Raw genomic sequence first — 24,068 nt, 5'->3', positions numbered from 1 at the left:
CGGTGGTGAACGTCCAAGAGGTCGGGCGAGAAGTCCAACCGGCTCTCACACGCCGATGAGGTGCAGCGATGCCCAGAGCGCGAGCGTGGAGGCCAGCAGCGTCGCCGGTACGGTCGCGAGTCCCAGCCGGGTGAAGTGGCCGAGCTCCGGGGCGTCCCCGTGGGCGTGCAGGATGCGCCGCCACAGGAGCGTGGCCAGCGACCCGACGTAGGTGAGGTTCGGCCCGAGGTTCACCCCGATCAGGGCGGCGAGCAGCGGTCCTGGCCCGGCCGCCGCGACGATCGGCAGCAGGGCGAGGATCGCGGGCAGGTTGTTGATCAGGTTGGCGAGCAGCGCCGCGACGACGGCGACGCCGAGCAGCGCCGGCAGAGTGTCGCCGTCGGGCAGCAGGGCCGCTATCCCGTCGCCGAGGCCGTTGTCGACGACGGCCTTGACGACGACGCCGAGCGCGAGGACGAAGAGGCAGAACAGCGGGTTGGCCGCGCGGACGACGGCGAGGGGTGTGGTCTCCCGCTTGGCGAGGGCACGGGCGCCCAGCACGGCGGCGCCCGCCAGCGCCGCCCACAGCGGCTCCGCGCCCGCGAACGAGGTCACGACGAACCCGGCCAGGGTCAGCGCCAGCACGACGAGCGTGAAGACGGGGACGGGCGTGCGCTCCGCGTCGGGATCCGGCGCATGCGCCCCGGCGGCCAGGTCGGCCCTGAACGCGCGGCGGAACACGGCGTACTCGACGGCGATGGCGGCGAGCCACGGCAGCGCCATCAGCGCGGCGAACCGGGTGAAGGAGAGGCCGCTCGCGGTGAACGCCAGCAGGTTGGTGAGGTTGGAGACGGGGAGCAGGAGGGACGCGGAGTTGGCCAGGTGCGCGCAGGCGTAGACGTACGGGCGCGGCCGCGCTCCGACCCGGGCGGCAGTGGCGAGGACGACCGGGGTGAGCAGGACGACGGTGGCGTCCAGGCTGAGGACGGCGGTGATCAGGGAGGCGATGACGAAGACGCCGCCGAGCAGGGGCCGGGTCTGCCCCCGGCAGGCACGCGCCACGAAATCCCCGGCGGCCCGGAACAGCCCTTCGTCGGCGCAGAGCTGTGCCAGCACCAGGATCGCGGCGAGGAACCCCACGACCGGCAGCAGCTCGCCGACCTGCTCGCGGGCCTCGGGCCAGGAAACCGCCCCGACGGCCACCACGAGGACGGCGGCGGGCACGGCGACGGTCGCCTCCGGCAGGCCCCGGGGGCGCAGCACGGCGAAGGCGAGGACGCCCAGGAGCAGGGCGAAGGAGACGAGCTCGGCGGTGACGGTGTTCAGGGGGGTCTCTCAGAACGGGAGGGGTTCACGGGTGAAGGGGCGGTGCGCCCGCGTTGTGCGGGTGCACCGCCCCTTCGGGGTGATGACGGCTGGATCAGCCCTCGACGCCGAGCTTCTCCAGGATCAGCTCGCGCACGCGTGCCGCGTCCGCCTGGCCACGGGTGGCCTTCATGACCGCGCCGACGAGCGCGCCCGCCGCCGCGACCTTGCCGCCGCGGATCTTGTCCGCGATGGCCGCGTTGCCCGCGATGGCCTCGTCCACGGCCGTGGACAGCGCGCCCTCGTCGGAGACGACCTTCAGGCCGCGCTTCTCGACGACGGTGTCCGGGTCGCCCTCGCCCGCGAGGACGCCCTCGATGACCTGGCGGGCCAGCTTGTCGTTGAGGTCGCCCGCGGCGACGAGCGCGGCCACCCGGGCGACCTGCGCCGGGGTGATCGGCAGCTCGTCCAGACCGCGGCCGGTCTCGTTGGCGTTACGGGCCAGCTCGCCCATCCACCACTTGCGGGCCTGGTCCGAGGGTGCGCCCGCCTCGGTCGTGGCGACGATCAGGTCGACCGCGCCCGCGTTGAGGATCGACTGCATGTCGTGCTCGGTGACGCCCCACTCCTCCTTGAGCCGCGCCCGGCGAAGCCGGGGAAGCTCGGGAAGGCCCTCGCGGAGCTCCTCGACCCACGCGCGGGCCGGCGCCACGGGCACCAGGTCCGGCTCGGGGAAGTAGCGGTAGTCCTCGGCGTTGTCCTTGATGCGGCCGGCCGTGGTGGAGCCGTCCTCCTCGTGGAAGTGCCGGGTCTCCTGCACGATGGTGCCGCCCGAGGACAGCACGGCGGCGTGCCGCTGGATCTCGAAGCGCGCGGCCCGCTCGACGGAACGCAGGGAGTTCACGTTCTTCGTCTCGGAACGGGTACCGAACGCCTCACGGCCGTGCGGGCGCAGCGACAGGTTGACGTCGCAGCGCATCTGGCCCATCTCCATGCGGGCTTCGGAGACCCCGAGGGCCTTGATCAGCTCGCGGAGCTCGGCGACGTACGCCTTGGCGACCTCGGGGGCGCGGGCACCGGCTCCCTCGATCGGCTTGGTGACGATCTCGATGAGCGGGATGCCGGCCCGGTTGTAGTCGAGCAGGGAGTGGGACGCGCCGTGGATACGGCCGGTGGCGCCGCCGACGTGCGTCGACTTGCCGGTGTCCTCCTCCATGTGGGCGCGCTCGATCTGCACCCGGAAGATCTCGCCGTCCTCCAGCTGGACGTCCAGATAGCCCTCGAAGGCGATCGGCTCGTCGTACTGCGAGGTCTGGAAGTTCTTCGGCATGTCCGGATAGAAGTAGTTCTTCCGGGCGAAGCGGCACCACTCGGCGATCTCGCAGTTGAGCGCGAGACCGATCTTGATGGCCGACTCCACGCCGATCTCGTTGACGACCGGCAGCGCGCCGGGCAGTCCGAGACAGACCGGACAGGTCTGGGAGTTGGCGTCCTGCTTCAGCTCCGTGGAGCAGCCGCAGAACATCTTCGTCTTGGTGCCGAGCTCGACATGGACTTCGAGGCCCATGACGGGGTCGTAGGACGCGAGCGCGTCCTCGTACGACACCAGGTCAGTGACAGTCACGGTGAAACGTATCCCTCTCAGCCCAGCAGAACGTCGTCGTCGCCGAGACGCTTCAGTTCGCGATAGAGGATCGCGAGTCCGGTGACGATGGCGGCCGCGGAGACGGCCGCGTCGACGAGTCGCAGCATGTCGTTGTCGTTGCGGGCCAGCTTCGCCTGCTTGGCGACGCTGATCGCGCCGAACGCGGTACTGCCGAGCGCGACGTACACGCCCGTCTTGGACTTCTTGAAGTTCTTGGCCTTCTTTGCCATGGCACTCACAGCGACGGAGCCTCCTCAAGCAGCGGGTGCCCCCACTTTTCCACGAACGCGGCCTCGACGGCGGCTCCGACCTTGTAGAGCCGGTCGTCCTTCATGGCGGGGGCGACGATCTGCAGTCCGACCGGCAGACCGTCCTCCGGGGCCAGGCCGCAGGGCAGCGACATGGCGGAGTTGCCGGCCAGGTTGGTGGGGATGGTGCACAGGTCCGCGAGGTACATGGCCATCGGGTCGTCGGCGCGCTCGCCGATCGGGAAGGCAGTGGTCGGCGTCGTCGGGGAGATGATCACGTCGACCTGCTCGAAGGCCTTCTCGAAGTCCTGGGTGATGAGGGTGCGGACCTTCTGGGCGGAGCCGTAGTACGCGTCGTAGTAGCCGGAGCTGAGCGCGTACGTCCCCAGGATGATGCGGCGCTTGACCTCGTCGCCGAAGCCCGCCTCGCGGGTGAGCGCGGTGACCTCCTCGGCCGACTTCGTGCCGTCGTCGCCGACCCGCAGGCCGTAGCGCATGGCGTCGAAGCGGGCCAGGTTGGAGGAGCACTCGGACGGGGCGATCAGGTAGTACGCGGAGAGCGCCAGGTCGAAGGACGGGCAGTCCAGCTCGACGACGTCCGCGCCCAGCGACTTCAGCAGCTCGACCGACTCGTCGAACCGCTGGAGCACGCCGGCCTGGTAGCCCTCGCCGCGGAACTGCTTGACGACGCCGACGCGCATGCCCTGTACGGAGCCGTTGCGGGCGGCCTCGACGACCGGCGGGACCGGGGCGTCGATGGACGTCGAGTCCAGCGGGTCGTGCCCGGCGATGGCCTCGTGGAGCAGCGCCGCGTCCAGGACCGTACGGGCGCAGGGCCCGCCCTGGTCGAGGGAGGACGAGAAGGCGACCATGCCGTAGCGGGAGACGCCGCCGTAGGTGGGCTTGACGCCGACCGTGCCGGTGACGGCCGCGGGCTGGCGGATCGAGCCGCCGGTGTCCGTGCCGATGGCGAGCGGGGCCTCGTAGGAGGCGAGGGCGGCGGAGGAGCCGCCGCCGGAGCCGCCGGGGATGCGGGTGAGGTCCCAGGGGTTGCCGGTGGGGCCGTAGGCGCTGTTCTCGGTGGAGGACCCCATGGCGAACTCGTCCATGTTGGTCTTGCCGAGGATGACGACGTCGGCGGCGCGCAGCTTCTGCGTGAGCGTGGCGTCGTACGGCGGGACCCAGCCCTCAAGGATCTTGGAACCGACGGTGGTCGGCATGTCCTTGGTGGTGAAGATGTCCTTCAGCGCGAGCGGTACGCCGGCCAGCGGGCCGAGCTTCTCGCCCGCCTCCCGCTTCGCGTCCACGGCACGGGCCTGGGCGAGGGCGCCCTCGCGGTCGATGTGCAGGAAGGCGTGGACCTTCTCGTCGACCGCGTCGATCCGGGCCAGGTGGGCCTCGGTGACCTCGACGGCGGTCAGCTCGCCGGAGGCGATCTTTCCGGCGATCTCGGCCGCGGTGAGCTTGATGATGGTGCTGATGTCCGTCATGGCGGTTAGTCCTCCCCCAGGATCTGCGGCACCTTGAAACGCTGCTGCTCCTGGGCCGGGGCGCCGGAGAGCGCCTGCGCGGGGGTGAGCGACGGACGGACCTCGTCCGCGCGCATGACGTTGGTCAGCGGCAGCGGGTGGGAGGTCGGCGGTACGTCTTGGTCGGCGACCTCGGAGACGCGGGCGACCGCGCCGATGATGTCGTCGAGCTGACCGGCGAAGTGATCGAGCTCTTCGCCCTTCAGCTCCAGACGCGCCAGCCGGGCGAGGTGGGCGACCTCCTCGCGCGTGATGCCAGGCATGCAGCGATCCTCAGGGGTTGGTGTGTGGTTTGTGCCCCAATCCTATGGGGTCACCCGGGGCCGGGTACCCCACCCCGATCGGGGTACCCCTCTCCGGGCGGCGCGGCCCGGGAAGCGGCGAGCCCCGGGGCCGGCGGCCCGGGGCTCGGAGGGGGCGTTCCGCGGGGCACCCCTCATGAGCTCTCGGTCTCCGCGGTGCCGTTCACCGCGCCGTTCACCGCGCCGTTCAGCGACGCGTTCATCGAGCCGGTGGCCGACCCGGTGGCGGCGGCCGCCGCCTGGGCCTTCAGCTCGGCGGGCCTGCGCCAGCCGTGCTCGCCACGCGCCCGCAGCCAGGCCGTCGTCTCCTGCGGCGGCATCGCGGCCGCCACCAGCCAGCCCTGCACCGCGTCGCACCGGAGGTCCCGCAACCGCTCCCACGTCTCGTCGTCCTCGACGCCCTCGGCGACGACGACCAGGCCGAGTGAGTGGGCCAGGTCGATGGTGCAGCGGACGATCTCCGCGTCCTCGTGGTCGACCGCCAGCCGGGCCACGAACGACCGGTCGATCTTCAGCTCGCTGACCGGCAGTCTGCGCAGGTGGACCAGGGAGGAGTAGCCGGTGCCGAAGTCGTCGAGGGACATCTTCACGCCGTGCGCGGTGAGCCCGGCCAGGGTGTCGGCGGCGCGCTGCGGGTCCTCCAGCAGCACATGCTCGGTGATCTCCAGTTGGAGCGCTCCCGCGGGCACGCCGTGACGGGCGAGCCGGGCCGCCACGCTCCCCGCGAAGCCGGGGGTGTGGACGTCGCGCGGGGAGACGTTGACCGCCACGGGCACGAACAGGCCCTGCGCCCGCCAGCGGGCGACCTGGGCGAGCGCCGTCTCCAGGACGTACTCCGTGAGGTGCGGCATCAGACCGGAGGACTCGGCGATCGCGATGAACTCGTCCGGGGGGACCCGGCCGCGCTCCGGGTGCACCCAGCGCACCAGCGCCTCCAGGCCAGCGACCTGCCCGTCGAAGCGGACCTTGGGCTGGTAGTGCAGCTCGACCTCGCTCGCGTCCAGCGCCCGGCGCAGATCGCCGAGGAGCCCCAGCCGGTCGGGGGTGTTGCTGTCCCGCTTGGACTCGTAGACCTCCACGGCGGTGCGGTCCCGCTTGGCCTGGTACATCGCGACGTCCGCCCGCCGCAGCAGGCCCTCGGCGTCCAGGGCGTGGTCGGGGTAGACGGCGACCCCGGCGCTGGCCTCCAGGACGAGGGTCAGCCCGTCGAGGTCGAGCGGGGAGGACAGCTCGGCGACCAGGTGGCGGGCGACCTGCTGGGCGCTGGTGGTCGAGTCGGTGTGCGGCAGCAGCACGGCGAACTCGTCGCCGCCGAGCCGGGCGGCCTCCGCGCCGCGTGGCAGAGCGAGCCGCAGGCGCTCCGCTATCTGCAGCAGGAGCCGGTCGCCGGCCAGGTGGCCCAGGGTGTCGTTGACCGCGCGGAAGCGGTCCAGGTCGATGAGGACCAGGGCGGAGCGGGTGCCGATGGACTCCGCGTCCTCCAGCGCCGACCAGGTCCGCTCCAGCAGCCACTGACGGTTGGGCAGCCCGGTCAGCGGGTCGCGCAGCTGCTCCTCGGCGCGGGCGCGGGCGATCCAGAGCGTGGAGTCGAGGGCGATCAGCGGCACCGCGAAGAGCGGCAGCAGGACGGGCATGGACATCGCGACGGCGCAGATCAGCGGGGCGAGCCCGAGGAGCGCGACGGCGACGAGTCCCTGCCGCAGCATCGCGGTACGGGCGATGGTGGGCAGCCCGCCGTTGTGCGGGGCCTGGGCGTACCACAGCAGGACCCGGGTGACGAGCAGATACGTCGAGGCCGTCAGGAGCAGTTCCGGGACGGCCGCGATGCCCCAGTCGAGTGGCTGCCAGGGTTCCTCGACGGTGGGCACCTCGCCGAAGGCGGCCAGCACGAGGGCCGCCGCGCCGATGCCCAGCATGTCCACCCCGCCGTGCAGGAGCCCCTGCCACCAGCGGTGTCTGCGGGCGGTCCCGACGAGCACCACGACGGCGAGGCTGACCAGCACGGCCGGGAGCCAGCCGAACAGCAGCAGCACGGCGAGGGTGAGGGCCGCCCCGGAGCCGGTGCCGCCCCACCAACGGTCGCGGCCGAGCGCCACCAGATGGCCGACGATGATCCCGGTGAGCACGGCGAGGGACCAGCCCACCGCACCGTCCGGGAAGAGCGCGTGCCCCTGTTCGACGGTCCGGTAGGACCCGACCGCCAGCACCACCGCGGCGATCCCCACGACGGCGGCGCCCACGGGGGGCGTGAGGCCCACGAAACCCTGCAGCCGCGACACCGGGGCGGCGCTCTCGGTCGGTTTCATTCCGTCCCTCTCACAGCCGGCGGTGCCGATGTCCCTCGGTGGCGCCCGCTCCCGTGGCACCACGGCCCGGTCGAGCAGCCGTGCACGGCGGGCGCACCTCTCAACAGTAGGCCGCGAAAGGCTTCCAGGGGCAGCGCTCTACAGCTCTTGCCCGAATGCGAACCGACCACCCGTCACCATCTGCTATTGACCCGAACGGGTGGCGCGGCAGGGCCATTCGGGGAACGGCGGCCCCTTCTTCACCCCTCTGCCCCGTTTCCTTCCCCGTACGTGCCGCGCCACGCCGGGGCAGCGTCTCGAAGGCGTCTCGATCCGGAGAACGGTGGGCGAACGCGGGTCCGGCGGGTGGTTACTCCCCGCTGTCCTCCGGGCCGGTGCCGGGTGTGGTTTCCGGGGCGGGCAGGGCCGCCTCCTTCGCACGTTCGGGTCCCTGTTCGAGCAGGATCGCGAATCCGTCCTCGTCCAGCACGGGCACCTTCACCTGCATCGCCTTGTCGTACTTGGAGCCGGGGTTGTCGCCGACGACGACGAACGCGGTCTTCTTCGACACCGATCCGGCGACCTTCGCACCCAGCGCCTGGAGCGCCTCCTTCGCACCGTCGCGGGTGTGGCCCGCGAGGGTGCCCGTGACGACGACGGTGAGTCCTTCGAGGGGGCGGGGGCCCTCGTCCTCGTCGGAGCCCTCGTCCGCCATGCGCACTCCGGCCTCGCGCCACTTGCGCACGATCTCGCGGTGCCAGTCCTCGGCGAACCACTGCTTGACCGAGGCCGCGATGGTCGGCCCGACGCCGTCGGCGGCGGCCAGCTCCTCCTCGCTCGCCTCGTCGATCCGGTCGATGGAACGGAACTGACGGGCCAGCTCCTGGGCGGCGACCGGCCCCACGTGCCGGATGGAGAGTCCGGTGAGGATCCGGGCGAGCGGGGCTTCCCTGGCTGCGGCGATGCCCTCCAGCATGGCCACCGCGTTCTTCTTCGGCTCGCCCTGCTGGTTGGCGAAGACCGTCGCGATCTTCTCCTCGCCGGTCTTCGGGTCGCGCTTGGGCAGCCCGCTGTCCTGGTCCAGGACGTACGCCCGGATCGGCAGCAGTTGGTCGACGGTGAGGGAGAACAGATCGCTCTCGTCGCGCAGGACGGGCTCGGCGGGCTCCAGGGGCCGGGTCAGGGCGGCGGCGGCCACATAGCCGAAGTGGTCGATGTCCAGGCTCTTGCGTCCGGCGAGGTAGAAGACGCGTTCGCGCAACTGGGCTGGGCAGGTACGGGCGTTGGGGCAGCGGAGGTCGATGTCGGCCTCCTTCATCGGGCGCAGCTCCGTCCCGCACTCGGGGCAGTGGGCCGGCATCTCGAAGGCCTTCTCGGTGCCGTCGCGCAGGTCGACGACGGGGCCGAGGATCTCGGGGATGACCTCGCCCGCCTTGCGGATGACCACGGTGTCGCCGATGAGGACGCCCTTGGCCTTGACCACGTTCTGGTTGTGCAGGGTGGCGAACTCGACCTCGGAACCGGCCACTTCGACCGGTTCGACCTGGGCGTACGGGGTGACGCGGCCGGTGCGTCCGACGCCGACGCGGATGTTGACCAGTTTGGTGTTGACCTCTTCGGGGGCGTACTTCCAGGCGATGGCCCAGCGGGGGGCGCGCGAGGTGGAGCCCAGCCGGCCCTGGAGCGGGATCTCGTCGAGCTTGACGACGACACCGTCGATCTCGTGCTCCACGGAGTGCCGGTTCTCGCCGTAGTACGCGATGAACTCCCGTACGCCGGCGAGGGAGTCGACGACCTTGTTGTGCTGGGCGGTGGGCAGGCCCCAGGCGTGGAGCAGTTCATAGGCCGCGGAGAGGCGGTCGATGCTCAGGCCCTCGTGGGCGCCGATGCCGTGCACCACCATGTGCAGCGGGCGGGTGGCGGTGACCTTGGGGTCCTTCTGGCGCAGCGACCCGGCCGCCGCGTTGCGCGGGTTGGCGAAGGGCTTGTCGTCGGCGGCGACCAGCCGGGCGTTCAGCTCCTCGAAGTCCTCCATGGGGAAGAAGACCTCGCCGCGGATCTCGACGAGCGCGGGGATGTTCTCGCCCCGGAGGCGGTGCGGGATCTCGGCGATCGTCCGGACGTTGGGGGTGATGTCCTCGCCGGTCCGGCCGTCGCCGCGGGTCGCCGCCCGGGTCAGCCGGCCCTGTTCGTAGGTGAGGTTGACGGCGAGGCCGTCGACCTTGAGCTCGCACAGGAAGTGGTGGCCGGGGGTGCCGACGTCCTTGGCGACCCGGTCCGCCCAGGCGGCCAGCTCCTCGTCGTCGAAGGCGTTGTCCAGGGAGAGCATGCGTTCGCGGTGGACCACGGAGGTGAACTCCGTGCGGTAGGGCCCGGCGACCTTCTGGGTCGGGGAGTCCGGGGTGCGCAGCGACGGGTGCTCCTCCTCCAGGGCCTCCAGGGAGCGCAGCTGCCGGTCGAACTCGCCGTCGCTGACGACCGGCTGGTCCTTCACGTAGTAGCGGAAGCGGTGCTCCTCGATCTGCTCGGCCAGCAGCGCGTGCTTCTCCCGCACGTCCGCCGGAACCGAGCTCTCCTGCTCCACCCGCTCTTCGCCCGCCATCGTCCCGTCCTCCTGTGTACCCGTCGTCCCCGTCACTCAGGGTTGTCCGCGAGCGACCTCGCCGCCCGGGCGCTGTGGGCGAGCGCGGTGCGGGCGTGAGCGGGCGACGCGCCCGCGAGACCGCACGACGGGGTGATCGTGACGGACTCGGCGAGAGTCCCCGGATTCAGCCCCAGCCTGCTCCACAACGTCCTGACTCCCATGACGCTACCGCCCGGGTCCGACAATCCGTCCGAAGCGGCGTCGGTGGAGGGCACGACGCCGAGGAAGAGCTGGGTGCCGCCCTCGACGGCTTCCCCGATCGCCTCCTCCTCACGCTCGGTGAGCAGCGAGAAGTCGAACGAGATGCCGCCGGCCCCGGCCCGGCGCAGCAGCGCGAACGGCACCTCGGGGGCGCAGGAGTGGACGAGCGTCGTGCCGTCCTCGCCCGCCGCGGCGAGGACGTCGCGCAGGGTCCCCTCGACGGCCTGGCGGTCGACGGCCCGGTAGGTGCGGTAGCCGCTCGCGGAGCGGACCCGGCCCAGCAGGACGGCGGTCAGGGAGGGTTCGTCGAGCTGGAGGACGACCTTCGCCCCGGGCATCCGGCGGCGGACCTCCGCGAGGTGGGCGCGGAGTCCCTCGGCCAGGGATCCGGCCAGGTCGCGGCAGGCGCCGGGGTCGGCCAGCATGGCTTCGCCGCCGCGCAGTTCCAGTGCTCCGGCCAGGGTCCAGGGGCCGACGGCCTGGACCTTGAGCAGACCCTCGTACCCCTGGGTGAACTCCTCCAGGGCGTCCAGGTCCTCCCCCAGCCAGGAGCGGGCGCGGCGGGTGTCGCGGCCGGGCCGGTCGCTGATCCGCCAGCCGCTCGGCTCGACGTGTCCGTACATCTCGACGAGCATGCCGATGGTCCGGCCGATCATGTCGGCGCCCGGCCCGCGCGCGGGCAGTTCCGCCAGGTACGGCATGCCCCGGCCGTCGGCGAAGGAGCCGGTAACGGTCTTCGCCGCCTCCCTCGCGTCTCCCCCGGGCATCGACCCGATGCCGGTCGCCGGACACCCGCTGAACTTGCTCTTCTCGCTCACGCGGGAAGCCTACGGTCCGGGGCGGGAAACCTTCTCCTCGGGAGGTCAGCGGCCGGGGCGGACGGTGAGGTCGTTGACCTCGGCGTCGCGCGGCAGGTCGATCGCCATCAGGATCGTGGTGGCCACCGACTCGGGGTCGATCCAGCGGGCCGCGTCGTACTCCTTGCCCTCCTGCTGGTGCACCTTGGCCTGCATGGGGCTGGCGGTGCGGCCCGGGTAGACGGTGGTGACGCGCACCCCGTTGCCGTGCTCCTCGTGGCGCAGGGAGTCGGCGAGCGCCTTGAGGCCGTGCTTGCTCGCGGCGTACGCGCTCCACCCGGCGTGGGCGGCGAGCCCTGCCCCGGAGTTCACGAAGAGGACCTGGCCCCGGGAGAGGCGGAGCTGCGGGAGCAGGAGGCGGGTGATCTCGGCGGGGGCGATCAGGTTGGCGTTGAGCTGGAAGTGCCAGGCCTTGGGGGTGAGCTCGCCGACTTCGCCGAGCTCGACGACGCCCGCGATGTGCAGCAGGGTGTCGATCCGCTCGGGCATGGACTGCTGGCCGAACGCCCAGGACAGCCGGTCGGGGTTGCCGAGGTCGCCGACGAGGGTGCGCGCGCCCGGGTAGCGGTCGGCGAACTCCTTGGCGCGGCCGGCGTCGCGGGCGAGGAGGACGACGTCGTCGCCGCGCTCCTGGAGACGGCGGGCGACAGCGGCCCCGATGCCGGATCCGGCGCCGGTGATGAGGTGGGTAGACATGGGGCGATCCTAAGACCGCTCCCCCCTGCCGGTGACCGGCGGACTCGTCACCGGTGCTCATGACCGGTGCTGCTGACCGGTGCTCCTCACTGGTGACCGGCGGACTCCTCCAGGTAGGCGAGCGCGCCGACGCCGTCCTTGGCGAAGAAGACCAGGTCGGTCAGGGGGATCGGCAGGAAGCCCTCGTCCTCCATGCGCTGGAACTGCTGGCGCAGCCCGTCGTAGAAGCCCGCGGTGTTCAGCAGGACGACCGGCTTGGTGTGCTTGCCGTGCTTCTTCAGCTCCAGGATCTCGGTGGCCTCGTCGAGCGTCCCGGTCCCGCCGACCATGATCACGACGGCGTCGGCCTTCTCCAGGAGGAGAGCCTTGCGCTCCGCGAGATCACGGGCGATCACCATCTCGTCGGCGTTCGTGCGGGCCTTCGCGGCGAGGAAGTCGACCGACACGCCCACGAGCCGCCCGCCCGCCGCCTGCACGCCGTCCGCGACGACCTTCATCAGGCCGCTCTCCGATCCGCCCCAGACGAGGGTGTGCCCGCCCCTGCCGAGCAGCTCGGCGAACTCCCGGGCGGGCACGGTGTAGCGGTCGTCGAGGTCGGCGGCGGAGAGGAAGACGCAGATGTTCATGGCCCAACCGTACGACCCGCCTCGGACACTCCCCCGATCACTCCCTCGTTCCGGGGAGAATTCCGGCCACAGCGGTCGCGGCGGGAAGATTACGGGCGCGTACGCCGCTGGAACCGACATGACTGCCACACGAGGACACCGCATCACCGTCGAGCCGGGCACCGAGCACGTCCGGGTGGTGCACGACGGACAGGTGCTGGCCGAGAGCCGCCGCCCGCTCGTGCTCCGCGAGACCGGGTGCCCGGTCCGCTACTACCTGCCGCCCGGGGACGTCCGCACCGACCTGCTCTCCCCGTCGGACACCTCCACCCACTGTCCGTTCAAGGGGGACGCCTCCTACTGGTCCCGCCCCGGGGCCGCCGATCTCGTCTGGGCCTACCCGGACCCGAAGCCCGAAGTAGCCGCGATCAAGGACCACTTCTGCTTCTACGCGGCGGAGACGGTGGCCGACTGACCCTCGCCACGGGCTCCGTGAAGTTCTCTCCGCCGGAACGATGAGTTTTCCCGACCGCCCCGGTCTGCACTCCCATGGACAGGACTCTCTCCGCCGACGGCACGCCGATCGCCTACCGACGCCAGGGTGACGGCCCACCGCTGGTGCTGGTCGGCGGGGCGCTGGGCGCCTCGGCGGCCGACGCGCCGCTGGCCGCCCTGCTCGCTCCGCGCTTCACGGTGCTCACCTACGACCGCCGGGGCCGGGGCGCCAGCGGTGACCCCGGGCGCTGCTCCGTGGCGCGGGAGGCCGAGGATCTGGCCGCCGTCGTCGGGGCCGCGGGGGCGGGCGCCTCGGTCTTCGGGATGTCGTCGGGCGGGGCACTGGCCCTGGAGGCGGTCGCCGCCGGGCTGCCGGTGGAGCTGCTCGCCGTGTACGAGCCGCCCTACACGCCGGGCGCGTCGGGGCTGCTGTTCAAGGCCCGCTGCACGGCCCGGCTGCACCGGCTGCTGGCGGCCTGGGACCGGGGCGGGGCGGTGGAGCTGTTCCTGTCGACGACGGGCGTCGCGGAGGAGACGACCGCCCGGATGCGGCGCACCCCGCTGTGGGCGGAGCTGGAGGCGATGGCGCACACCCTGGCGTACGACGACGCCCTGCTGGGCGACGGGGCGGTCCCGGTCGAGAGGTTCGCGGCCGTCACGGCCCGGACGCTGGTGATCTGCGGCGGCTTCAGCAGCCCCCCTGCGCGCGCGGCGACCCGGACCCTGGCCGAGGCGCTGCCGCGCGGCCGGCACCGCACGCTGACGGGCCAGATGCGCGAGGTGGCGCCCCAGGTGCTCGCACCGGTGCTGGCGGAGTTCTTCGCGAAGGACGCGTACGCCTACCGGCAGGCGTCATAGGCCTGCTCGCGCGCCGGCCGCCGTGGATCGGCCCTCCGCCCGTCCGGCCGGAGGGCCCCGGCCTCAGCCGCCCGTCGCCACCCGCTCGCGGCGGGATGTCGTGGCGATGGTGGCCGAGCCGACCACGCGCGTGCCGTCGTACAGGACGACCGCCTGGCCGGGAGCCACGCCCCGGACCGGCTCGGTGAAGGTGACGTTCAGCTCGGAGCCGTCCACCAGCTCGGCGGTGACCTCGGTCTCGCCGCCGTGGGCGCGGAGCTGGGCGGTGTACGTACCGGGGCCGGACGGGGGCGTTCCGCACCAGCGGGGCTTGATGGCGGTCAGCGAGGTCACGTCGAGGGCCTCGACGGGGCCGACGGTCACGGTGTTGTTCACCGGGGAGATGTCGAGGACGTAGCGCGGCTTGCCGTCGGGGGCCGGGTGGCCGATCTTCAGGCCCTTGCGCTGGCCGATGGTGAAGCCGAAGGCGCCCTCGTGGGTGCCCAGCTTCGTACCGGACTCGTCGAGGATGTCGCCCTCGGCCGGGCCGCCGAGGCGGTCGGCCAGGAAGCCCTGGGTGTCGCCGTCGGCGATGAAGCAGATGTCGTGGCTGTCGGGCTTCTTGGCGACGGCCAGGCCCCGGCGCTCGGCCTCGGCGCGGATCTCGTCCTTGGTGGTGAGGGTGTCGCCGAGCGGGAACATGGCGTGGGCGAGCTGCTTCTCGTCCAGGACGCCGAGCACATAGCTCTGGTCCTTGGCCATGTCGGAGGCGCGGTGCAGCTCGCGGCTGCCGTCCTCGGTGAGCACGACGGTGGCGTAGTGGCCGGTGCACACGGCGTCGAAGCCGAGGGCGAGGGCCTTGTCGAGCAGCGCGGCGAACTTGATCTTCTCGTTGCAGCGCAGGCAGGGGTTGGGGGTGCGCCCGGCCTCGTACTCCGCGACGAAGTCCTCGACGACGTCCTCGCGGAAGCGTTCCGCCAGGTCCCAGACGTAGAACGGGATACCGATGACGTCGGCCGCGCGGCGGGCGTCCCGGGAGTCCTCGATGGTGCAACAGCCGCGCGCCCCGGTCCGGAAGGACTGGGGATTCGCGGACAGGGCGAGGTGGACACCGGTCACGTCGTGGCCCGCCTCGGCGGCACGGGCCGCGGCGACGGCGGAGTCCACGCCGCCCGACATCGCGGCGAGGACACGCAGGGGGCGCTGGGAAGTCTGAGTCATAGCTCCTCCAGGGTACGGGTCGCCGGGAACCGAACGCTCGCGGATATGCGTTGACGATCACATGGGGAACAACGGAAGCACCCGGGGTGCGCGAAAGCCTTCGGGAAAGTCTTCGGGCTCGTCTTCGCGGAAGAAGCCGGCGAACGGGGTCAGCCGGCGCGGGCTGCTGATCGGCGGCGGTGCGGTGGCGGCCGCCGGTACCGCCGCCGTGCTCGCGCGCGACAAGGTCAAGCGCCTGTGGTGGCAGGTGCCCGGGGTCGAGAAGCCCCGGAAGCCGGGCGAGCTGGACTACGCGGGGGCGACCTGGGTGGCCGCGTCGGAGGCGAACTGGCGGCGGGCGGACCGGCCGGACGACTTCACCATCGACCGCGTGATCATCCATGTCACCCAGGGCAGTTTCGCCAGTGCGGTGAAGGTGTTCCAGGACCCCGCCCACCAAGCCGCGACGCACTACATCGTGGGGCAGGACGGGCGGGTGGTGCAGATGATCCGCGAGCTGGACGTGGCGTACCAGGCGGGCAACCGCGCGTACAACGAGCGCGGCGTCGGCATCGAGCACGAGGGGTTCGTGGACCGGCCGAAGGACCTCACGAAGGCGATGTACGAGTCCTCGGCGCGGCTCACGGCGTCGATCTGCGCGCGGCACGGCATACCCGTCGACCGCGAGCACATCATCGGGCACGTGGAGGTGCCGGGCACCGACCACACGGACCCGGGCCCGCACTGGGACTGGGACCGGTACCTGGAGCTGGTGCGCCGGGCAGCGACGGCGCCGCCCCGCCCTTCCCCCACGCCGTCGGCGAAGGCGTAGCGGCGCTCCCTCAGCTGAGCCCGGCCGTCCTCGCCCGCTCCACCGCCGGGCCGATCGCCTCGGCCAGCGCCTTCACGTCGCCCTCGGTCGAGGTGTGGCCGAGCGAGAAGCGCAGGGTGCCCCGGGCCAGGTCGGGATCGGTGCCGGTGGCGAGCAGGACGTGGCTGGGCTGGGCGATCCCGGCGGTGCAGGCGGAACCGGTGGAGCATTCGATGCCCTGGGCGTCCAGCAGCAGCAGGAGCGAGTCGCCCTCGCAGCCCGGGAAGCTGAAGTGGGCGTTGGCCGGGAGGCGTCCGGCCGGATCCGGGTCGCCGCCGAGCACGGCGTCCGGCACGGCCCGGCGCACGGCGGCCACGAGGTCGTCGCGCAGGGAGCCCACGCGCCGGGCGAACTGTTCGCGCCGTTCGGCCGCCAGCCGTCCGGCGACCGCGAAGGAGGCGACGGCGGGGACGTCCAGGGTGCCGGAGCGCACGTGCCGCTCCTGGCCGCCGCCGTGCAGGACGGGCACGGGGGTGTGGTCGCGGCCCAGCAGCAGCGCGCCGATGCCGAACGGGCCACCGATCTTGTGCCCGCTGACCGTCATCGCGGCCAGTCCTGAGCGGGCGAAGTCGACCTCCAGCTGACCGAAGGCCTGGACCGCGTCGGCGTGCATGGGGATGGAGAACTCGGCTGCCACCGCCGCCAGTTCGCGGACCGGCATGATGGTGCCGATCTCGTTGTTGGCCCACATCACGGTGATCATCGCGACGTCGTCGGGGTCGCGGAGGATCGCCTCGCGCAGGTCTTCGGGGTGGACCCGGCCGTAGCGGTCGACCGGGAGGTAGTCGACGGTCGCGCCCTCGTGCTCGGCGAGCCAGTCGACGGCGTCCAGGACGGCGTGGTGTTCGACGGGGCCGGCGAGGACCCGGGTGCGGCGGGGGTCGGCGTCGCGCCGGGACCAGTAGAGGCCCTTCACGGCGAGGTTGTCGGCCTCCGTGCCTCCGGAGGTGAGGACCACCTCGCTGGGTCGTGCGCCGAGGGCGTCGGCGAGGGCTTCTCTGGACTCCTCGACGGTACGGCGGGCCCGGCGTCCGGCGGCGTGCAGTGAGGACGCGTTGCCGGTGGCGGAGAGCTGGGCGGTCATCGCCTCGATCGCTTCGGGAAGCATCGGGGTGGTCGCGGCGTGGTCGAGGTAAGCCATGGTGGGGCCGATTCTACGAGCCCGGGGTGGGGCGCATGCCGGGCGCGTCACGGCCCGGCCCCCGCGCACGCCCGCGCGAGGTGCGGTGGACCGGTCCGGAGGCCGGCCGGAAGCCCCGCCCGGAGCCCGATCCGGTACGGGGAGGGCGGCCCGCGGGGCCGCTCCGGGGCGGTGCGTCAGCCGCCGAAACTCCAGGAGACCGTGCCGTTGACGGTGACCAGGACGGCGAGCACGGCGAGGTCGGCGATGCCCAGGGCGAGTCCCAGCCGGGCGCGTCCCGGGCGGCGGGTGCGGCGGGCCAGGGCCAGCAGCGCCATCACGATCGCGGTGGGCCCGAGCAGGACGTTGAAGACCAGCAGCCCGACGAGCCCGAGGACGAACGAGGCGACGGCCAGACCGTCCGCCTCCCGGCCCACGGCCCGGGGGGCGACGGCGCCCGTACCCGCGACGGGGGCGGAAGCGACGGCGGCGTCGCCACCGGGAGCGACCTCGGCACCGGGAGCGACATCGCCACCGGTAGCGGCCTCGGCGCCGGCATCGGTCGTGCCCTCGGCATCGGCATCGGTCACGCGGCGGGCGAAGTCGGTGAGGGTCATGGTGCGAGCTCCTTCGGATCGGTCCGGGACACGGCAGGCTCGGCGGGTGCGGGTGCGGGTTCTGGGTGCGGCGGTCGGGTCAGCGGGGGCGGCGCGAAGCGCGCTCGCGTACGGCGAAGATCAGCAGCCAGCAGCCGATCACGGTCGCGGCGGCCAGGGTGAGCGGCAGCGGGATATGGGCGACCGTCCCGAGGACGATGCCCAGCAGAAGCAGCGCGGCGACGAGGACGAGCACGGCGGAACCTCTCTGTGCGACGACGAGTACCGTTCGGCGGCCGTGGGGAAGCCGTTCGGAGTACGAGTGTTCACTGACTGCTGAGTCTAAACCCCGAGACCCTTCCTCGGCCCGGAGAACGGTTGTTTACTGAATGGCATGAGTCACACCCCCGCCGGAGTCCGTCAGACCCAGAAGCTCAGGACACGCCAGTCCCTCCTGGACGCGGCGCTCGTGCTGCTGGAGCACCAGAGCCTGAGCAGCCTGGGCCTGCGGGAGGTCACCCGGGCCGCCGGGGTCACCCCGACGGCCTTCTACCGGCACTTCGAGGACACCGCCGCGCTCGGCGTCGCCCTGGTCGAGGAGACCCTCGGCAGCCTGCACGGGCTGATCGCCGCGGTGCTCGCGGAGACGGGTGACAGCGAGGAACGGCTGGACCGCAGCGTGGAGGTGATAGCGCGTCATGTCGGCGCGCAGCCGGCGCACTTCCGGTTCATCGCCCGTGAGCAGCACGGCGGCGTGGAACCGGTGCGCGTGGCGATCGCCGCCCAACTGCTGCGGTTCGCCCAGGAGGTGGCGCTCGCGCTGCGCGAGGAGCCGGGGTCGGCCGGGTGGAGTACGGAGGACCTGCTGATGCTGGGCGGCCTCTATGTGGACCACATGGTGATCACCGCGTCGGCCCTGCTGGAGGCGGGTCCGGCGGGTGAGCGGGAGGTCGTCCGGGTGGCCCGGCGTCGGCTGCGGCTGGTCTCGATCGGCCGCGAGCACTGGCTGGACGAGGGGTGACCGCACCGGGCCTCGACCGGCACAGACCGCCCTTGACCCTCCCGTAGCAGGAGGCCCTACGGTCCCCGGGTATGAAGATCGTCGTCCATGACACCGCCTCCGCCCACCTCGACCTCCTGCGTCGCCCCGTGGCCCAACGGCCCGACGCCCTGCGCGAGATGCTCGCCCCGCTGCAGGAGGTGATGTCCCGGGTGGGGGTCGGGGACCTCGTCGGGACGCACCGCGCGGGCAGCGGGTTCCCGCTCGACCGGGACGACCCGCGCCTTCCGGAGGCCCTGGAGCGGATGCGGCAGGCCCGGGTGTGGCAGCGGATCGAGGATTCCCTCGCCGCCGCGCGGGAACGGCTGGGCGCGGCGGCGCCCGGTGCGCGGACCGCCGGCACCGTGCACGTGGTTCTGGTGCTCGGCGACCCGGACGACCCGATGATGCGCCTCAACCAGGGCTACTTCGGCCTCGGCGGCATCCCGGGCGCGATCCTGCTGATGATGTGGCCCACCGCGACCAGCCTGGCCAGGATCGAGTACGCCGCCGCCCACGAGCTGCACCACAACGTCCGCTACGCCAACGTGGACTGGGACCCGACGGCGGTCACGGTCGGCGAGCAGGTGGTGGCCGAGGGGCTGGCCGAGGCCTTCGTACGGGAGCTGGCGGGCGAGGACGCCATGGGCCCCTGGGCGACCTCGCTGTCCGGCGCGGAGCTGGACGACGCCTGTGCGAAGGTGGCGGCCGGGATCGATGTCGCGGGCATGGGGAATCTGTCCCCGTACGTGTTCGGCGACCGCACCGCGATCCAGCTGGGGCAGGAGCCGGTCGGGCTGCCGGACTTCGCCGGGTACGCGGCCGGGCTGCGCTTCGCCGACGCCCACCTCGCGGCCTCCGGGCTGACCGCCGCCGCGAGCGTCGCCCTGCCCGCGCGCGAGGTTCTCGGGCACGCGGGCGTGCCGACCACCGCGTGACCCGGCCCGGGGACCTCCGCCTCCGGGAGACTGGACCGATGAGGAGCGAGGACCGGGGTCCCGAGGAACCGCCGGCCGACGGCCTGACCGTCGGCCGGACGGCCGGGCTCGTCGGGGTCAGCGTGAAGACGCTGCACCACTGGGACGCGATCGGCCTGGTGCGGCCGGGCGGGCGCACGAGGGCCGGGTACCGGGTGTACGGGGACGACGACGTCGCCCGGCTCCACCGGGTCCTCGTCTACCGGGAGATCGGCATCCCGCTCGCCGCGATCGGGCGGCTCCTGTACGACCCGGAGGTCGACGCGCGCGAGCATCTGCGGCGGCAGCGGGGTCAGCTCGCGGAGCGGATCTCCCGGCTGGAGCGGATGGTGGGGGCGGTGGACCGCATGCTGCTGGAGTCGAAGCCGGGAATCCGGCTGACGCCCGGGGAACAGGTGGAGATCTTCGGGGCCGACTGGGAGCCCGCCCGGACGGAGGAGGCCGAGGAGCGCTGGGGCGGCACGGAGCAGTGGGCGCAGTACGCGGAGCGGGCGGCCCGGATGAGCCGCGAGGACTGGGAGGGCGTGGCGGCGTCCGTCGAGGCCCTGACCGCCGACCTCGCCGCCGCGTACCGGACGGGCGTCGCTCCCGGGTCGGAGGTCGCGGACGCCCTCGCGGAACGGCACCGCGCGCAGATCTCGACGTACTTCGACTGCACGTACGCCCTGCAGCTCTGCATCGGCCGGACCTACGTCACCGACCCCGGCTACGTCGCGCACTACGACGCGATCGCGCCGGGACTCGGCGGCTGGCTGTGCGAGGTGATCGCCGCGAACGCCGGGGCCCACGGCGTCGATCCGGAGTCCGTTGTCCGGGAGTGAGGCGCGCTCTCAGGCCGTGCGCGGGGCCTTGGCCAGCTGGCGGGACTGGGCGACGAGGCGGTCGGCGCTGTCCCAGACCTCGGCGTCCTCCTCCAGGAAGCCGCCCGCGAGGTTGCGGGTGGTGATGGAGACGCGCAGGGGGCCCGGGGCGGGGCGGCAGCGGATGTGGGCGGTCAGCTCGACGGTGGGGGTCCAGCCGGCCAGGCCCAGCTCGAACGAGGTCGGCGGCAGGGCGTCCACGGTGAGCAGCAGCGACAGCGGGTCCGGGTCGCGGCCGTCGGCCAGGCCGAACCAGCCGCGCATCTCGCCCTTGCCGGACGGGGCTCCGACGGCCCAGCCGACGGTCGCCGGGTCGAGCTTGATGTCCAGGCGGTCGGTGATGGCGGAGCTGCCGGGAATCCTGGGCGCGCCGTCGCTCGGGCCGAGGCAGTGGTCCCGGTCGGGCATGGCGGGCGGCAGGGCCGTCGTGCGGACGTCGTCGGGGAGCGCGTCCAGGTCGCCGTAGGTGGCCAGGACCCGGATGCGCTCGATCTCGCTGCCGTCCTCGGCGTACTGGAAGAGGGAGGCCTGGCCGGTGGAGAGGGTGCGGCCGGCGCGGACGGTCTGGGTGCGGACGACGGCGGGTCCGGGCACGGAGGCGGTGAGGTAGTGCGCCGAGACGGAGAACGGGTCGGCGTGCGGCAGGGCCTCGCCCAGTGCCCGGCCGAGCAGGGCCAGCAGATAGCCGCCGTTGACGGCGTGGATGATGGTCCAGCCCGCGGAGAGCTCGGCGTCGTAGACACCCTCCTCGCGCAGGGTGACCGCGGTGTCCCGGTCGAACTCGCTGTCGCCGATGGTTGCCCGTGCGGTCTGCGCCGCCTCAGTCGCTGCCTGTGCCATGGCATGCACGGTACATGGACCTCACTACTGAGCGGTAGCTTTTTGAGAGCCGGATCACCGCGCTACGTGGCCGCCGAGCCCTTCTCGGCACGGGCGGAGGAGCGGTTGTACGCGCGGGGCGCCCGCCAGTGGAAGCGCAGCGCCAGCAGCCGCAGGACGAACGCGGCGATCACCGCCATCCCGCTCGTCAGGGCGTTGAGGGTGTCGAAGCGGATGCACAGGGCGACCATGGTCGCGCCGGCGATCGCGGGCACCGCGTACAGGTCGCGGTCCCAACGCAGCAGGGAGGGGACCTCGTTGGCCAGCACGTCGCGCAGCACACCGCCGCCGACCGCGGTGGCCAGGCCCAGCGCCGCCGACGCGGTGAGCCCGAGGCCGTACTCGTACGCCTTGACGGTGCCGGTCACGCAGAACAGGCCGAGCCCCGCCGCGTCGAAGACGTTGACGCCGGCCTGGATGCGCTCCACGTGCGGGTGGAGGAAGAAGACCAGGACGGCGGCGAACAGCGGGGTGATGAAGTAGCCGAGGTCGGTGAAGGCGGCGGGCGGGATCGCACCGATCATCACATCGCGGAACAGCCCTCCGCCCAGCGCTGTCACCTCCGCGAGAACCGCGATGCCGAAGACATCGAAGTTCTTGCGGACGGCGAGCAGGGCGCCCGAGATCGCGAAGACGAAGATCCCGACGAGATCGAGCGCATGCTGGACGGAGGGCGTGAACAGTTCGGTGAGCACCGGGCAATTGTGCCGGTCCTACGCCTTGGGGCTGTCCTCCGTCTGTTCCGTGGCGTCGGCCGCCTTCTCCGTGGGATCCGCGTCGGCCTGGGCCGGTACGGTCGCGGGCTCCTTCGCGGGAGCCTCGGCCTCGCCCTCCGCGGTCTCCACCGCTTCGGCCGCCACCGTCTCCGTGCCGGTGACCGCCTCGATGCCGGTGGCCAGGGTCTGCTTCACCGTCCCGGCCTCGATCTCGGCCGTGAAGTGGCAGGCCACCTTGTGCCCGTCGCCGGTGTCCAGCAGCGGCGGGCGCTCCGTGGCGCACTTGGTCTCCTGCACCCACGGGCAGCGGGTGTGGAACCGGCAGCCGGCCGGCGGGTTCGCCGGGGAGGGCAGGTCGCCGTGGAGGAGGATCCGCTCGCGGCGGTCCTCCACCTCGGGGTCGGGCACCGGGACCGCCGACATCAGCGCCTTGGTGTACGGGTGCCGGGGCCCCGCGTACAGCGCGTCGCTCGGGGCCTCCTCGACGAGCCCGCCGAGGTACATCACCCCGATGACGTCCGAGATGTGCCGGACCACGGCGAGGTCGTGCGCGATGACCAGGTAGGTCAGGCCGAGGGACTCCTGGAGCTCCTCCAGCAGGTTGATCACCTGCGCCTGGACCGAGACGTCCAGCGCGGACACCGGCTCGTCGCAGATGATCACGTCCGGCTCCAGCACCAGCGCGCGGGCGATGCCGATGCGCTGGCGCTGGCCGCCGGAGAACTCGTGCGGGTAGCGGGACATCGCGTTGGACGGCAGGCCGACCTTGGCGAGGATGTCCTCGATCTTCTTGCGGCGCTCCGCCGCGTCCTTCCCGATGCCGTGGGCGGCCATGCCCTCGGAGAGGATGGACTCGATGTTCTGCCGGGGGTTGAGGCTGCCCAGCGGGTCCTGGAAGACCATCTGGAGTCGGCGGCGGAAGGCCCGCATCTCCTCGGAGGGCAGCTTCGCCAGGTCGGTGCCGTCGAAGACGACCCCGCCCTCGGTGATGTCGTTCAGCCGCAGGACCGCGCGGCCGAGCGTCGTCTTGCCGCACCCCGACTCACCGACCAGCCCGTACGTCTGACCGGCCTCGACGCTCAGCGAGACGCCGTCGACCGCGTAGACGTGGCCCACCGTACGGTCGAAGAGGAGGCCCTTCTTGACCGGGAAGTGGACTTTGACGCCGTCCAGTTCGAGAAGGCTCATGCCGGGACCTCCGCCTTGGGCAGGACCGGGTTGACGCAGCGCACCTGGTGTCCGGCCGTGCGTGGTTCGGTCAGTTCGGGAGTGCCGGTGAGGCACTCCATCGTGTAGTGGTCGCACCGGGGTGCGAACGCGCAGCCGTCGGCCCAGGCGATCTTGTCGTTGATGGACCCGCGGATCGGGTGCAACGGCTCTCCGCGCGGCGCGTCCAGCCGCGGGATGGAGCCGAGCAGCCCGTGCGCGTACGGGTGGGTGGGGTGCGCGAACAGCTCGCGCCGGCCCGCCGATTCCACCGCCCGTCCCGCGTACAGGACGTTGACCTCGTCGCAGAGGCCGGCGACGACGCCGAGGTCGTGCGTGATCATCAGCAGGGCGGTGCCCTCCTGGTCGACCAGTTCCTTCAGGAGCTCCAGGATCTGCGCCTGGATGGTCACGTCCAGGGCGGTCGTCGGCTCGTCGGCGATCAAGAGCCGGGGGGCGCAGGCGACCGCCATGGCGATCAGCGCCCGCTGGCGCATACCGCCGGAGAGCTGGTGCGGGTACTCCTTGAGCCGCCGGTCCGGGTCGGGGATGCCGACCCGGTCGAGCAGGGACGCGGCTTCCTTGCGGGCCTTCTCGCCCTTCAGCCCGCGGTGGCGCTGGAGGATCTCGGTGACCTGGATCCCGATGGGGACGACCGGGTTCAGCGAGGAGAGCGGGTCCTGGAAGATCATGGCGAGCTGGCTGCCGCGGAGGTCGCGGAGCTTGCGCTCGTTCATGGTCAGCAGGTTCTGGCCGTCGAACTCGGCACGGCCGCCGACCCGTACGCCCTTGCGGGGCAGCAGCCCCATCAGGGCGAGCGAGGTCACGGACTTGCCGCAGCCCGACTCGCCGACCAGGCCCACGACCTGGCCCTGGTCGACCTCGAAGGAGACACCGTCCACGGCCGTGGCGTCCTTGCGGCCGCGGGCGGTGAAAGTGACGCTGAGTTCCTCAACGGAGAGCAGTGACATAGGAC

At 72.4% G+C, this 24,068-nt stretch carries 24 protein-coding genes; 6 read left to right on the top strand and 18 right to left on the bottom strand.

Going from position 1 to position 24,068, the window contains the following annotated elements; genetic code table 11:
• Nucleotides 1-45: 45 nt before the first annotated feature.
• The 10 genes from HET64_RS07220 to HET64_RS07175 all read right to left on the bottom strand — a co-directional run bounded on the left by HET64_RS07220 (nt 46) and on the right by HET64_RS07175 (nt 12,317).
• Nucleotides 46-1,305, bottom strand: coding sequence for an SLC13 family permease (locus tag HET64_RS07220; RefSeq protein WP_215103218.1), 1,260 nt, complete (start codon nt 1,303-1,305; stop codon nt 46-48).
• 94 nt (nt 1,306-1,399) lie between these two features.
• Nucleotides 1,400-2,908 (bottom strand): Asp-tRNA(Asn)/Glu-tRNA(Gln) amidotransferase subunit GatB, encoded by a 1,509-nt coding sequence (gene gatB, locus HET64_RS07215; RefSeq protein WP_215103212.1) that lies wholly within the window; start codon nt 2,906-2,908, stop codon nt 1,400-1,402.
• A 17-nt stretch (nt 2,909-2,925) separates the two neighbouring features.
• A complete protein-coding gene (locus HET64_RS07210) occupies nt 2,926-3,159 on the bottom strand; it encodes a hypothetical protein (protein ID WP_215103217.1) in 234 nt (77 codons plus the stop codon).
• Between the two features lie 5 nt (nt 3,160-3,164).
• The gene (gene gatA, locus HET64_RS07205) at nt 3,165-4,667 is read right to left on the bottom strand and encodes an Asp-tRNA(Asn)/Glu-tRNA(Gln) amidotransferase subunit GatA (protein WP_215103211.1); all 1,503 of its coding nucleotides are present in this window, start codon (nt 4,665-4,667) and stop codon (nt 3,165-3,167) included.
• 5 nt (nt 4,668-4,672) lie between these two features.
• Complete coding sequence (gene gatC / locus HET64_RS07200; protein ID WP_003966094.1) at nt 4,673-4,969, bottom strand: Asp-tRNA(Asn)/Glu-tRNA(Gln) amidotransferase subunit GatC; 297 nt, start codon at nt 4,967-4,969, stop codon at nt 4,673-4,675.
• Between the two features lie 173 nt (nt 4,970-5,142).
• Nucleotides 5,143-7,314 carry a bifunctional diguanylate cyclase/phosphodiesterase gene (locus HET64_RS07195; RefSeq protein WP_215103210.1) on the bottom strand — a complete coding sequence of 724 codons (2,172 nt, stop codon included), beginning with the start codon at nt 7,312-7,314 and terminating at the stop codon, nt 5,143-5,145.
• Nucleotides 7,315-7,663: 349 nt separating this feature from the next.
• Nucleotides 7,664-9,895 carry an NAD-dependent DNA ligase LigA gene (gene ligA / locus HET64_RS07190; protein WP_215103209.1) on the bottom strand — a complete coding sequence of 744 codons (2,232 nt, stop codon included), beginning with the start codon at nt 9,893-9,895 and terminating at the stop codon, nt 7,664-7,666.
• Nucleotides 9,896-9,927: 32 nt separating this feature from the next.
• Nucleotides 9,928-10,956: a methionine synthase gene (locus HET64_RS07185; protein WP_215103208.1), complete on the bottom strand. Its 1,029-nt coding sequence runs from the start codon at nt 10,954-10,956 to the stop codon at nt 9,928-9,930.
• A 45-nt stretch (nt 10,957-11,001) separates the two neighbouring features.
• Entirely contained in the window at nt 11,002-11,691 is a 690-nt protein-coding gene (locus tag HET64_RS07180) for an SDR family oxidoreductase (RefSeq protein WP_215103207.1), read from the bottom strand.
• 86 nt (nt 11,692-11,777) lie between these two features.
• On the bottom strand, nt 11,778-12,317 hold the full coding sequence (locus tag HET64_RS07175) for a TIGR00730 family Rossman fold protein (RefSeq protein WP_215103206.1): 540 nt from the start codon (nt 12,315-12,317) through the stop codon (nt 11,778-11,780).
• Between the two features lie 118 nt (nt 12,318-12,435).
• Between HET64_RS07175 and HET64_RS07170 the strand changes: the two genes are divergently transcribed.
• Together HET64_RS07170 and HET64_RS07165 are read left to right on the top strand one after the other, a co-directional pair.
• Nucleotides 12,436-12,771, top strand: a complete 336-nt coding sequence (locus tag HET64_RS07170) for a DUF427 domain-containing protein (RefSeq protein WP_215103205.1) — start codon at nt 12,436-12,438, stop codon at nt 12,769-12,771.
• Nucleotides 12,772-12,845: 74 nt separating this feature from the next.
• Nucleotides 12,846-13,649 (top strand): alpha/beta fold hydrolase, encoded by an 804-nt coding sequence (locus HET64_RS07165; protein ID WP_215103204.1) that lies wholly within the window; start codon nt 12,846-12,848, stop codon nt 13,647-13,649.
• A 63-nt stretch (nt 13,650-13,712) separates the two neighbouring features.
• On the opposite strand, the gene mnmA is transcribed toward HET64_RS07165, so the two are convergent.
• Entirely contained in the window at nt 13,713-14,849 is a 1,137-nt protein-coding gene (mnmA, locus tag HET64_RS07160; RefSeq protein ID WP_215103203.1) for a tRNA 2-thiouridine(34) synthase MnmA, read from the bottom strand.
• Between the two features lie 61 nt (nt 14,850-14,910).
• Here mnmA and HET64_RS07155 point away from each other — a divergent pair, with 61 nt between their 5' ends.
• Nucleotides 14,911-15,660, top strand: a complete 750-nt coding sequence (locus tag HET64_RS07155; RefSeq protein ID WP_215103202.1) for an N-acetylmuramoyl-L-alanine amidase — start codon at nt 14,911-14,913, stop codon at nt 15,658-15,660.
• A 10-nt stretch (nt 15,661-15,670) separates the two neighbouring features.
• Here the strand turns inward: HET64_RS07155 and HET64_RS07150 are convergent, their stop codons facing one another.
• The 3 genes from HET64_RS07150 to HET64_RS07140 all read right to left on the bottom strand — a co-directional run bounded on the left by HET64_RS07150 (nt 15,671) and on the right by HET64_RS07140 (nt 17,671).
• Nucleotides 15,671-16,840, bottom strand: coding sequence for a cysteine desulfurase family protein (locus tag HET64_RS07150; protein WP_215103201.1), 1,170 nt, complete (start codon nt 16,838-16,840; stop codon nt 15,671-15,673).
• A 176-nt stretch (nt 16,841-17,016) separates the two neighbouring features.
• Entirely contained in the window at nt 17,017-17,436 is a 420-nt protein-coding gene (locus HET64_RS07145) for a hypothetical protein (protein ID WP_215103200.1), read from the bottom strand.
• Between the two features lie 79 nt (nt 17,437-17,515).
• Nucleotides 17,516-17,671, bottom strand: a complete 156-nt coding sequence (locus tag HET64_RS07140) for a hypothetical protein (protein ID WP_215103199.1) — start codon at nt 17,669-17,671, stop codon at nt 17,516-17,518.
• Nucleotides 17,672-17,809: 138 nt separating this feature from the next.
• Here HET64_RS07140 and HET64_RS07135 point away from each other — a divergent pair, with 138 nt between their 5' ends.
• From HET64_RS07135 to HET64_RS07125, 3 genes are all read left to right on the top strand, one after another.
• Nucleotides 17,810-18,436, top strand: a complete 627-nt coding sequence (locus HET64_RS07135; protein WP_215103198.1) for a TetR family transcriptional regulator — start codon at nt 17,810-17,812, stop codon at nt 18,434-18,436.
• A 71-nt stretch (nt 18,437-18,507) separates the two neighbouring features.
• Nucleotides 18,508-19,392 carry a DUF2268 domain-containing protein gene (locus tag HET64_RS07130; protein ID WP_215103197.1) on the top strand — a complete coding sequence of 295 codons (885 nt, stop codon included), beginning with the start codon at nt 18,508-18,510 and terminating at the stop codon, nt 19,390-19,392.
• A gap of 38 nt (nt 19,393-19,430) precedes the next feature.
• Nucleotides 19,431-20,252: a MerR family transcriptional regulator gene (locus HET64_RS07125; RefSeq protein ID WP_215103196.1), complete on the top strand. Its 822-nt coding sequence runs from the start codon at nt 19,431-19,433 to the stop codon at nt 20,250-20,252.
• Nucleotides 20,253-20,261: 9 nt separating this feature from the next.
• On the opposite strand, the gene HET64_RS07120 is transcribed toward HET64_RS07125, so the two are convergent.
• The 4 genes from HET64_RS07120 to HET64_RS07105 form a co-directional block, all read right to left on the bottom strand.
• Nucleotides 20,262-21,131 carry a thioesterase family protein gene (locus tag HET64_RS07120; RefSeq protein ID WP_215103195.1) on the bottom strand — a complete coding sequence of 290 codons (870 nt, stop codon included), beginning with the start codon at nt 21,129-21,131 and terminating at the stop codon, nt 20,262-20,264.
• Nucleotides 21,132-21,193: 62 nt separating this feature from the next.
• The gene (locus HET64_RS07115) at nt 21,194-21,865 is read right to left on the bottom strand and encodes a trimeric intracellular cation channel family protein (protein ID WP_215103194.1); all 672 of its coding nucleotides are present in this window, start codon (nt 21,863-21,865) and stop codon (nt 21,194-21,196) included.
• A gap of 18 nt (nt 21,866-21,883) precedes the next feature.
• Nucleotides 21,884-23,074, bottom strand: coding sequence for an ABC transporter ATP-binding protein (locus HET64_RS07110; protein ID WP_215103193.1), 1,191 nt, complete (start codon nt 23,072-23,074; stop codon nt 21,884-21,886).
• Nucleotides 23,071-24,063, bottom strand: a complete 993-nt coding sequence (locus HET64_RS07105) for an ABC transporter ATP-binding protein (RefSeq protein ID WP_050362362.1) — start codon at nt 24,061-24,063, stop codon at nt 23,071-23,073. The genes HET64_RS07110 and HET64_RS07105 overlap by 4 nt, the downstream gene beginning before the upstream one ends.
• Nucleotides 24,064-24,068: the final 5 nt, after the last annotated feature.

It is taken from the genome of Streptomyces sp. McG3, from assembly GCF_018619185.1.
Taxonomy (GTDB): domain Bacteria; phylum Actinomycetota; class Actinomycetes; order Streptomycetales; family Streptomycetaceae; genus Streptomyces.
Note: the sequence above shows the minus strand (reverse complement) of the source record. Positions and strands in the feature narration are given on the sequence as shown.

What these genes read in the sequence shown, in the direction of transcription:
- HET64_RS07145 (WP_215103200.1), bottom strand. Translation starts at nt 17,436, where the DNA reads ATGACCCTCACCGACTTCGCCCGCCGCGTGACCGATGCCGATGCCGAG.
- HET64_RS07125 (WP_215103196.1), top strand. Translation starts at nt 19,431, where the DNA reads ATGAGGAGCGAGGACCGGGGTCCCGAGGAACCGCCGGCCGACGGCCTG.
- HET64_RS07175 (WP_215103206.1), bottom strand. Translation starts at nt 12,317, where the DNA reads ATGAACATCTGCGTCTTCCTCTCCGCCGCCGACCTCGACGACCGCTAC.
- HET64_RS07120 (WP_215103195.1), bottom strand. Translation starts at nt 21,131, where the DNA reads ATGGCACAGGCAGCGACTGAGGCGGCGCAGACCGCACGGGCAACCATC.
- HET64_RS07180 (WP_215103207.1), bottom strand. Translation starts at nt 11,691, where the DNA reads ATGTCTACCCACCTCATCACCGGCGCCGGATCCGGCATCGGGGCCGCT.
- HET64_RS07170 (WP_215103205.1), top strand. Translation starts at nt 12,436, where the DNA reads ATGACTGCCACACGAGGACACCGCATCACCGTCGAGCCGGGCACCGAG.
- HET64_RS07195 (WP_215103210.1), bottom strand. Translation starts at nt 7,314, where the DNA reads ATGAAACCGACCGAGAGCGCCGCCCCGGTGTCGCGGCTGCAGGGTTTC.
- ligA (WP_215103209.1), bottom strand. Translation starts at nt 9,895, where the DNA reads ATGGCGGGCGAAGAGCGGGTGGAGCAGGAGAGCTCGGTTCCGGCGGAC.
- gatA (WP_215103211.1), bottom strand. Translation starts at nt 4,667, where the DNA reads ATGACGGACATCAGCACCATCATCAAGCTCACCGCGGCCGAGATCGCC.
- gatC (WP_003966094.1), bottom strand. Translation starts at nt 4,969, where the DNA reads ATGCCTGGCATCACGCGCGAGGAGGTCGCCCACCTCGCCCGGCTGGCG.
- HET64_RS07110 (WP_215103193.1), bottom strand. Translation starts at nt 23,074, where the DNA reads ATGAGCCTTCTCGAACTGGACGGCGTCAAAGTCCACTTCCCGGTCAAG.
- HET64_RS07165 (WP_215103204.1), top strand. Translation starts at nt 12,846, where the DNA reads ATGGACAGGACTCTCTCCGCCGACGGCACGCCGATCGCCTACCGACGC.
- HET64_RS07150 (WP_215103201.1), bottom strand. Translation starts at nt 16,840, where the DNA reads ATGGCTTACCTCGACCACGCCGCGACCACCCCGATGCTTCCCGAAGCG.
- HET64_RS07130 (WP_215103197.1), top strand. Translation starts at nt 18,508, where the DNA reads ATGAAGATCGTCGTCCATGACACCGCCTCCGCCCACCTCGACCTCCTG.
- HET64_RS07155 (WP_215103202.1), top strand. Translation starts at nt 14,911, where the DNA reads ATGGGGAACAACGGAAGCACCCGGGGTGCGCGAAAGCCTTCGGGAAAG.
- HET64_RS07135 (WP_215103198.1), top strand. Translation starts at nt 17,810, where the DNA reads ATGAGTCACACCCCCGCCGGAGTCCGTCAGACCCAGAAGCTCAGGACA.
- HET64_RS07105 (WP_050362362.1), bottom strand. Translation starts at nt 24,063, where the DNA reads ATGTCACTGCTCTCCGTTGAGGAACTCAGCGTCACTTTCACCGCCCGC.
- mnmA (WP_215103203.1), bottom strand. Translation starts at nt 14,849, where the DNA reads ATGACTCAGACTTCCCAGCGCCCCCTGCGTGTCCTCGCCGCGATGTCG.
- HET64_RS07210 (WP_215103217.1), bottom strand. Translation starts at nt 3,159, where the DNA reads ATGGCAAAGAAGGCCAAGAACTTCAAGAAGTCCAAGACGGGCGTGTAC.